An 8,709-nucleotide genomic window follows, 5' to 3' on the forward strand; every position below is an offset into this window, starting at 1 on the left:
AGCCCGACCCGGTGCATATGTCGGCAACATAGAGCGAGGTTGAGTCGGGAACGGCGTCATTGGCAGCTGCCGAAACGTCGGCGTCGTCGGCATGCTCTGCGTCGACGGACTCCCCCATCACCGCCGATGCGCCATCGCCAAGCCCCTCGGTCGCGGCTTTGTGCGCCGCCTCCTTCAAAAGAAGCGCCTGGGCCTCGTCCTCGGTCAGATTCGAATCGATTGCGTGACGCCTGCCGGGCGCCGGCAGAAGCGAAAGCGCCTCGCTCACCAGCACCTCGGTCTCGGGGCGCGGAATAAGCACGCCGGGGCGCACTTTCACGGCGATATGCCTGAAAGCCACCTCGCCCGTGATGTACTGGAGCGGCTCCCCCGCCCCGCGGCGCGCCACGTAGTCGCGCAACGTGTCGCGTTCCTCAGATGTGAGCGGACGGTCAAAGTTCACGTACAGCTCGACGCGGCGGAGGCCGGTCGCCTCAGCAAGCAGCCACTCGGCGGAAAGGCGCGGGTTCTCATCGCCCTTACGTTCCAGATACCCCCGGCACCAATCCAGCGCCGCCTTGATGGTCCACACCTCAGCCATTATTCGGTGGCGGCCTCCAGCTTGCGGGCACGATCGGCGGCCTGCAGCGCGGTGATCACGTCGCCCAGGCTGTCGCCCATCAGCACGCCGTTATAGGTGGAGTTGAAGCCGATGCGGTGATCGGTCACGCGGTCCTGAGGCGCATTGTAGGTACGGATCTTCTCGGAGCGATCGCCCGAGCCGATCTGCGCCAGGCGCTCGGCACCCTCGGCCGCCTGCTGCTCGGCGAGCATCTTCTCATACAGGCGCGCACGCAGAACCGCCATAGCGGCGATCTTGTTCTGCAGCTGGCTCTTCTGGTCCTGAGACTGAACGACCAGGCCGGTGGGAAGGTGCGTGATGCGCACTGCGGAGTCGGTGGTGTTAACGCACTGACCGCCCGGGCCGCCGGCGCGATATACGTCGATGCGCAGGTCGTTCTCGTTGATCTCGACGTCGATCTCGTCTGCCTCGGGCAGCACGGCCACCGTCGCCGTAGAGGTGTGGATACGACCCTGGCTCTCGGTCTTGGGCACGCGCTGCACGCGGTGCACGCCCGATTCGAACTTCATGACGGAGTACACGTGGTCGCCCTTGACCTTGAACTGAATCTCCTTATAGCCGCCGGCTTCAGAGGGCGAGACGTCCATGGTCTCCACCTTCCAGCGGTTGGACTCGCAGAAACGCATGTACATCTTGTACAGGTCGCCCGCGAAGATAGCCGCCTCGTCGCCGCCGGCAGCGGCGCGAATCTCCACGATGATGTTCTTCTCATCGGCGGGATCCGAGGGGATGAGCATGAACTTGATGTATTCCTCAAGCTGCGGGAGCTTCGCTTCGGCGGCCGCGATGGTCTCCTGGGCGAAATCCTTCATGTCGGGGTCGGCGAGCATTTCCTTGGCGTCGTCGATATCGTCGCACGCCTGGATGTACTCGCGCGCCTTGGCCACGAGCGGCCCCTGGTTCGAATACTCCTTGGACAGGCGAGCGTATTCCTTCTGGTCGGCGAGCACGGCGGGGTCGCCCAGTTTCGCCTGGAGCTCGGTATAGCCTTCGATGATCTTTTCGAGTTTGTCGCGCATGATATTCCTCTTATCGCATGCCGCCGGCAGGGCGCGGGCGGCTCTCCTGGTGAGTGTCAGCGGCATATAATACCACGCCCTCGGGCATATCGCCCAGCTCACTCGCACACGCGCGCCTTCGCTTCACGCGCCCTCCACGGCATGCGAACGGCGCCGCGCATCCCGCACCCTGATTCACTCGATGAAACGCCTTCAAGAAAAAAAGCCGGCGAAATGGCCGGCCACATGAGATTGAATGCTACTGCGCGGCGAGCGCACCGGTTGCCGCGTCGTAGGCAACATTTGCGGTCAGGTAGCCCTTCTCCTGCATCCAGGCAAGAACGGGGTCGACCATCTCGGCGGTAGGCAGTGTCGCCTCAGGGTACGTCGAAATGGAGTACGTATCGGCAACCAGCTCGGGAAGGTTCGCCTTCTCGACCAGCAGCGCGCGGAAGCTTTCCGGGTCGGCGTTGATGGCGTCGACCGCCGCATCCCACGCCTGGCGCACGGCGTCGAGCGCCGCCTGGCCGCCTCCGTCGATCCACGCCTGGCTCACCGCGAACACCGACTGGCTGATGTTGTCACCCTGGGTGTCGTCGGCCAGAAGCACCATGCCGCTCGCCTCGCCCAGCGCAAGCAGGCTGCCCGGCAACGCCGCCGCGGCCACCTGGTTGTTCGCCATGGACTCATAGCGTACCGGCAGCTTTTTAATCTCTTCGCCCACAATCTGGTCGGCCGGAACACCAGCCGCCTCCATCAGACGATCCATCACGTACTCGGGCACGGTGTTGGAGCCCACGCCGATGCCTTTGCCAGCAAGGTCGGTCAAGCTCGTGATGCCGGATTCGGGGCTGGTCATGATGCCGAAACGGCCCTGCTCCGGCGTAGCGCCCAGCGTGACCCACGCGAGGTTCACCGCAGTGCCGCTCGCCGCCAGCGCGGCAGACACCTGCGCATCGGTCATCGCGCCATCGATCTCGCCCGCGGCGAATGCGGTGGAAAGCTCCTGGGCGCTCTGGAACGTGATGATTTCGACGGAATCGAGCCCGGCATCGGCATACATGCCGTTCGCCTCGGCAACCCAGAACGGCAGCGAATCCTCGGTCTGGAGCGTGCCGATCTTCATCGAAAGCGCCTGGCCTTCGCCGCTTTGAGCAGAACCCTCGTCCTTGGAAGACGAGCATCCTGCAATGCCGAAAGCGCCAAAAGCTGCCACGGACATCGCCGCAACCTGCGCGAATTTCCTGCGAGTGAGCATATCGTGCCTTTCTCTCTCGTATAGCCGTCGAAATGCGACAGCATCCCTCCCACGGAGCTGTCCGCCGAAAGCAGCTACCCCTGTACGGTTCGCCGACAGTCGCGAGCATCCTCCAAACAACATTCGCGCGATTGTAGAGTGCGCGTTTGGAGGGAGCATGAAGAAGCACGCCCTTGCACAATTAATTGAAAATGAGGAAACCTTGTCCGAAGCGCTTAGCGCAGCGAAAGGTATTCGAATGCAGCGGTCGCCGCGTTGGCCCCGTCGCCCACCGCGGTGGACACCTGGCGCAGCGCCTTGGTGCGCACATCCCCTGCGGCGAACACGCCCGCGAGGTTGGTCACGCCCGTCTCGTCGGCGACCACGTAGCCCGCATGGTCGAGTTCGACGCCCGTGCCTTCCAGAACCCCCGTGCGCGGACGCGTGCCCACGGCGACGAATAGGGCCGATGTCGGAATCTCGGTCGTCTCGCCCGTCTTCACGTTGCGAATAGCCACCGCCGAAAGAGCGCCGTCGCGATCGCGCAGCTCATCCACCACGCAATCGAGATGCATGGTCAGATTGGAAAGCTCGGAGAGGGGCTTCGCATACACCGCATCGGCACGCAGCGCATCGCGGCGATGCACCAGATGGACCTGCGAGCAGATGCGAGAAAGATACAGCGCATCGCCTGCCGCCGTATTGCCACCGCCCACCACAACGGCCACCTTGTCCTTGAAGAACCCGCCGTCGCAGGTGGCGCAGTACGACACGCCGCGGCCGGCAAGCTCCGATTCGCGCTCGACCCCTAGCGGGCGCGGCTCGGCGCCCATCGCCAGGATGACCGCATCGGCGGTATAGACGTTGCCGAACGCCGTCGTGATGCGCTTGGGCGAGGCGTCGAGCTCAAGCGCAGAAACCTCTTCATTCACGGAAACCGCCCCGAAGCGGGCGGCCTGGGCGCTCATCGCGAACGCCAGCTCGAACGCGTCCACGCCGTCAGAGAATCCGGGATAGTTGTCCAGGCGCTCAGTGTCGGTCATCTGACCGCCCGGCCCCATGCGCTCGAACGAAACCGCCGTAAGTCCGGCACGGGCGGCATACAGCGCAGCCGTCATGCCCGCGGGGCCCTGCCCGATGATCGCCACGTCGAAATGAGTGTTGTCAGCCATGATGAGTCCAATCTCTTGCCCGCGTTCCCATGCGGCGCCCGATTGCCGAACGCACACGCGAACGTGCCGTGTTCCTTATGCGTATGATACAGAAAGGGCCCGCCAAACGACGGGCCCGACAATGCTTATTTACGCGAGCAGCGCCAGAAGACTCTGCTTGGGCTGGGCGCCCATGGTGGAGCGCTTGATTTGACCGTTTTCGAACACGATCAGCGTGGGCACGCTCATAACGCCATAGCGTTGCGCCAGGTCGGGCGATGCATCCACATCCACCTTGTAGACCGCCGCCTTGCCCTGAACCTCTGCCGCGACTTCGTCGAGGATGGGAGCGAGCATCTTGCACGGACCACACCAGGTGGCGAAGAAATCCACAAGCACGGGACCCTGGGCGTTGAGAACCTTGGATTCGAATTCGGAAGAGCTGATAACCTGCGCCATGATGACACCTTTCTCGTTGCCGAACGACAAGACGGCCGAACCTCGACTGGCCTCGCCCTTCGGCGGCTTATTTGATAGTGAAATAGTATCATATATGAAATCGTTTAAGAGCCACGCTGAATTGATGCACGAATTCGGCACATTGCCGACGGTGAGCGGCGGAGAACCCGCACTATGCGAGGATTCCCGCACCCCTCCAAGGTCCTATGCAGATGAACGTTTCGTAACGCTTTCGCGTCAGCATGCGCTTCGCAGCCCGGCATCCGCCTCCGCTCACCTACCATACGATGGGTGAACGAAGAAGGAGATGCAGCATGAGACCATCGTATTCCCCCGCCGACACGAACCGCGCCCCCGCCTGGGAGGGCCACAGCATTCTCGACGTGAACCTGGTGCTTGAAGGCGGCGCGATGCGCGCCCAGTTCACTGCCGGCGTTCTGGATTTCTTCATGGACCACGACGTCTGGTGTAAGCATGTGATAGGCACAAGCGCGGGATCGCTCTGCGGGTACAACTATGTTGCCGGCGAGGTCGGCCGCACGTGCTTCCTCAACACCAAATACTGCGACGACCCGCGCTATCTTTCCATGCGCAATTTCGCCCTGACGGGCAACGCCATCGGCACGAAGCTCATGTTCGACGAGATTCCCAACGAAATCGACCCGTTCGACTACGACGGATTCGACCGCTCCCCCATGAAGCTGACCGCCGTGTCCAGCGACCTCGAGCTGGGCGAAGCCGACTACCATGTGCTGGAAAACGGCCACGACACGCAATACCTCCTGGCGTCTTCAAGCCTGCCTCTCGTAAGCAAGATCGTGGAGGTGGATGGCAAGAAACTCCTCGACGGCGGCCCTTGCGACAGCGTGCCGTTGCTGCATTCCATGCTCATGGGCACCGCACGCAAGCATATCGTGGTGCTCACGCAGGACGCCACATACCGCAAGAAGCCCAACAAGACCATGCTGCTCGTGCGTCGCGTGTACGCCGACTACCCGCTGTTCTGCGACCGCATGGAGCACCGCCATTTCGAGTACAACCGCTGCTATCGTTGGGTCGAGCGCCTGCACGATGCCGGCGAGGTGTTCATGATTCGCCCTCCTGAGCCCGTCACCGTAGGCAGCATGGAGCGTGACCCCGAGAAGCTCTTCGCGCTCTACGAGCAGGGATACGCGCAGGCCGCCGCCCAATGGGACGACCTGCAGCGCTATCTGGAGAAATAAACCCGTTCGGGACTTGGGCGCGTAAGGCGTTCGCGCTACACCATCTTGCGCACGCGCATAGCCAGCCCCTTGGGAAGAAGGCGTGGGCCAAGCGCCGCGACGGCACTGCCGATGCGGTAGGCAGTCGATTCCGATATGACCTTCGCCTTATCGCGGCTCGCCGCCGTCTCGCGACGCAAATATTGCTCATAGTTCATCGAGGCCAAACGTTGAAGCTTGCGGTACGACTCCGCGTTGATGAAGTGGGCGCTCGGCAGATTCAAGGCGTTCTTCAAATTGCCGAACGTCCCCTTCATAAGTTCGAAATAACGACGCTCGTCCTCCAAATCGCCCATCTCAGACAGATCGGCGAGCATCGCCTCGACGATATAGCAGTGAATGCCGCGCACCACCTCGTCATCGCCTTGAGACTCCTCGAACTCGCGCAGCTTGCCGAACACCGTGCTGCGGGCCTGCGCAAGGGCGGAACGCTTCTCGATGTAGGCAAGCGGGCTTCGCACGCTGCGATAGCTTTGCCGCTTAGGCGCGCACCCGTTCATCAGCGCCACGCGATGCGCCGATGCTATCGCCTTCGTGGAAAAGAGCGTGCATCCCGCATTCTCTTCGGCGTCGAATGCGATTCCCACCCTCTCGATGAACTCCCGACGAAACGCTTTCGACGACACACCGTTAGGAGCCGCCAACATCAAACGGTCGCGCAGCCCCGCCGCCTCAACTTCCACGCCGCTCTTCTCAGGAACCTCCACCGCATCGAGGTAGGCAAGCTTTTTGTCGAATATGGCCATGTCGGCGTTGGGGCATGCATCCAACGCGCGCACAATCTTCGCAAGGAATTTCTTGCCAAACGAATTGCGCGGATCCGCAAAGTAGACGATCTCGCCTCGCGCATGTGCAAGCCCCCGGGAATGCCCCTCGGGAATATCGACATCGCCCGCTTCGATGACCGAGAAACGCTTATCTTCGGCAGGAAAGTACGAAGCCACCTCCATCGTACGATCCGTCGACGCGCAATCCACGCAAATGACCTCGATGTCTCTTCGCGACTGCTTGGCCAGACTGTCGAGGCACCCCCATACGTAGGGACGGACGTCCTTCATGGATACGATTATGCTGACGCGAGGCGAATCGGCGGCATGCCGCGGCTTCACGCGCTCGGCGAGCACGCCCATCACGTCCTCGTAGTATTCAATCTGGTCGCGCCTGATGCCGCGCTTGGCGCCGTAGAGCACTTCCGGGTCCATCGACGCCAGCGCTTCCTTGATAAGCCCAAACACCTCGGGATCGCTTTCGGGGAACCCGAATTTCTCGAGCACCGATTTGATGTAGCTGAACGTACGGTTGTAGAAGCACACCAACACGTGCGGATCGTGCTCCCCTATTCTGTCCAACACCGTGCGGATATCGCGCAGACGGTCGAACGGAAGATGGAAATCCTTCAGGTAGCTCGACGCGTACGGGTTGGTCTGGCGGTAGTGGTAGTAGGCGCCCGGAACCCAGACGATGGAGGACGCCTGGCACAGCGTCTCGAAAAAGAACGGGTTGTCTGCCCAGCCGGCCCCCTTGGGCTCGACCATGCGAATGCCGCGCTCCTCCAGAAATGCACGACGGTAGATAGCCGACCAGATCGAAGGATGGTGGTACAGCACCTCCCAATGGGTGTGCACCGCAAACGAGAACGGTGCATCGGGCATCTTGTTCATCAAGTTCGAAGGCTCGATATAGGGGTCGGTGCCGTCTTCGAGGTCGTAATAGTTCCAGTAGGAGGATTTCACGATATCCGCCGGATGCTCACCGTCTACGCGAATTTTCATACGTTTGCGTGAGAGCCCCTCGCCATAGGCGGCGGCATAGAGGTCGGCGAACATATCGGGCGCTATGAAATCGTCCGGCTCCACGATGGCGACGTATTCGCCGCGGGCCTCCGCGATGCCCCGATTGACCGAATTGCCGTATCCGCCGTTGGGCTTGTCAATCACACGCACACGTCCGTCACGCGCCGCGTATTCGCGCATGATGGCGAGCGACCCGTCGGTCGAGCCGTCGTTCACGCAGATGACCTCGATGTCGTGAAGCGTCTGCGCCAGCACGCTGTCCAGACATTCGCGCAGGTAGCGCTCGACGTTGTATACGGGGATGACTACGCTCACGCAGGGCGCGGTGCGGGTTTGATCACTTCTGGCGAGCGATACATCGTTGGGGTTGACGGCCATGGGTCAAATGTCCTTTTACGCGGTTCTTCACTTTGTAAAGGGAACGATACCGCCGCCGCACGAACCCACGGAGCGCAGCGAATCGATTTGACGCACGATTGACCGAAGGTTTGCACGGTCTTGGCAAAACGGACCGCTCACACTAAAAGAGCGCGGTAGGAGGGCGCGTATGCCGTTTGGCCGCCCGCCCCTCCGCCGCGCTCTTCGCATGACGTAGATGGTCGAAAACTATCCTCGGTTGCGACGCTGTTGATCGAGCACCTCGTACACCATGAGCTCCCACTGGCGCCGGTCGGCCTTGGCGACCGTGTCCAGGATGGCGCCGGAGGCCAGCGACAGCACGCCGCAGAACACAAGCGCCACGGCGAGCACCGTGGAGGGCAGGCGCGGCACCAGGCCGGTGGCGAAGAACTCCACAATCACCGGGATGCCCACGGCCAGGCCCAGCGCGATGAACACGAGCGCGATCCATGAGAAGAACGCCAGCGGGCGGTAGTCCTTGAACAGGGCGCCGATGGCCATGAGCACCTTGGCGCCGTCGCCGAAGGTGGACAGCTTCGACTCGCTGCCCTCGGGGCGGTCGCGGTAGTCGATGGGCACGTCCACGATCCTCCAGCGCTTGTCCACGGCGTGGATGGAGATCTCGGTCTCGATCTGGAAGCCGGAGGAGAGCACGGGCATGGTCTTGACGAAGGCGCGCGTGAAGGCGCGGTAGCCGGTCATCACGTCCTCGAACGCGAACCCGTAGATCCTCTTGATGAGCCAGCGCACCAGGTCGTTGCCGAAGCCGTGGAAGGCGCGGTCGTTCT

7 protein-coding genes and 1 pseudogene are annotated in these 8,709 nt (G+C 62.2%); 1 reads left to right on the forward strand and 7 read right to left on the reverse strand.

All coding sequences use genetic code 11. The annotated features are described in order from the left end of the window. The 5 genes from Q0J60_RS08730 to trxA form a co-directional block, all read right to left on the reverse strand. The coding region (locus Q0J60_RS08730) for a class I SAM-dependent methyltransferase (protein WP_367178828.1) at window positions 1-580 on the reverse strand (580 nt) is incomplete at its 3' end. Next, the gene (prfA, locus tag Q0J60_RS08735) at window positions 580-1,641 is read right to left on the reverse strand and encodes a peptide chain release factor 1 (protein WP_294440628.1); all 1,062 of its coding nucleotides are present in this window, start codon (window positions 1,639-1,641) and stop codon (window positions 580-582) included. The genes Q0J60_RS08730 and prfA, both read right to left, overlap by 1 nt. A 238-nt stretch (window positions 1,642-1,879) precedes the next feature. Beyond that, on the reverse strand, window positions 1,880-2,878 hold the full coding sequence (locus Q0J60_RS08740; protein WP_294440630.1) for an ABC transporter substrate-binding protein: 999 nt from the start codon (window positions 2,876-2,878) through the stop codon (window positions 1,880-1,882). Window positions 2,879-3,093: 215 nt separating this feature from the next. Beyond that, entirely contained in the window at window positions 3,094-4,029 is a 936-nt protein-coding gene (locus Q0J60_RS08745) for an NAD(P)/FAD-dependent oxidoreductase (RefSeq protein ID WP_294440632.1), read from the reverse strand. 129 nt (window positions 4,030-4,158) lie between these two features. Then, entirely contained in the window at window positions 4,159-4,467 is a 309-nt protein-coding gene (trxA, locus tag Q0J60_RS08750; protein WP_294440634.1) for a thioredoxin, read from the reverse strand. A 314-nt stretch (window positions 4,468-4,781) separates the two neighbouring features. On the opposite strand from trxA, the gene Q0J60_RS08755 reads away from it, so the two are divergent. Further along, on the forward strand, window positions 4,782-5,690 hold the full coding sequence (locus tag Q0J60_RS08755; RefSeq protein WP_294440637.1) for a patatin family protein: 909 nt from the start codon (window positions 4,782-4,784) through the stop codon (window positions 5,688-5,690). A 35-nt stretch (window positions 5,691-5,725) separates the two neighbouring features. On the opposite strand, the gene Q0J60_RS08760 is transcribed toward Q0J60_RS08755, so the two are convergent. Beyond that, window positions 5,726-7,900: a glycosyltransferase family 2 protein gene (locus Q0J60_RS08760; protein WP_294440639.1), complete on the reverse strand. Its 2,175-nt coding sequence runs from the start codon at window positions 7,898-7,900 to the stop codon at window positions 5,726-5,728. 228 nt (window positions 7,901-8,128) lie between these two features. Next, window positions 8,129-8,709 (reverse strand): annotated as a pseudogene (locus Q0J60_RS08765) (glycosyl transferase); the annotation flags it as partial.

The sequence above is a fragment of the uncultured Slackia sp. genome (genome assembly GCF_944321625.1).
Classification (GTDB): domain Bacteria; phylum Actinomycetota; class Coriobacteriia; order Coriobacteriales; family Eggerthellaceae; genus Slackia.

Excerpts from the sequence above, each read along its gene's own strand:
- prfA (WP_294440628.1), bottom strand. The coding sequence starts at position 1,641 with ATGCGCGACAAACTCGAAAAGATCATCGAAGGCTATACCGAGCTCCAG.
- Q0J60_RS08740 (WP_294440630.1), bottom strand. The coding sequence starts at position 2,878 with ATGCTCACTCGCAGGAAATTCGCGCAGGTTGCGGCGATGTCCGTGGCA.
- Q0J60_RS08745 (WP_294440632.1), bottom strand. The coding sequence starts at position 4,029 with ATGGCTGACAACACTCATTTCGACGTGGCGATCATCGGGCAGGGCCCC.
- trxA (WP_294440634.1), bottom strand. The coding sequence starts at position 4,467 with ATGGCGCAGGTTATCAGCTCTTCCGAATTCGAATCCAAGGTTCTCAAC.
- Q0J60_RS08755 (WP_294440637.1), top strand. The coding sequence starts at position 4,782 with ATGAGACCATCGTATTCCCCCGCCGACACGAACCGCGCCCCCGCCTGG.
- Q0J60_RS08760 (WP_294440639.1), bottom strand. The coding sequence starts at position 7,900 with ATGGCCGTCAACCCCAACGATGTATCGCTCGCCAGAAGTGATCAAACC.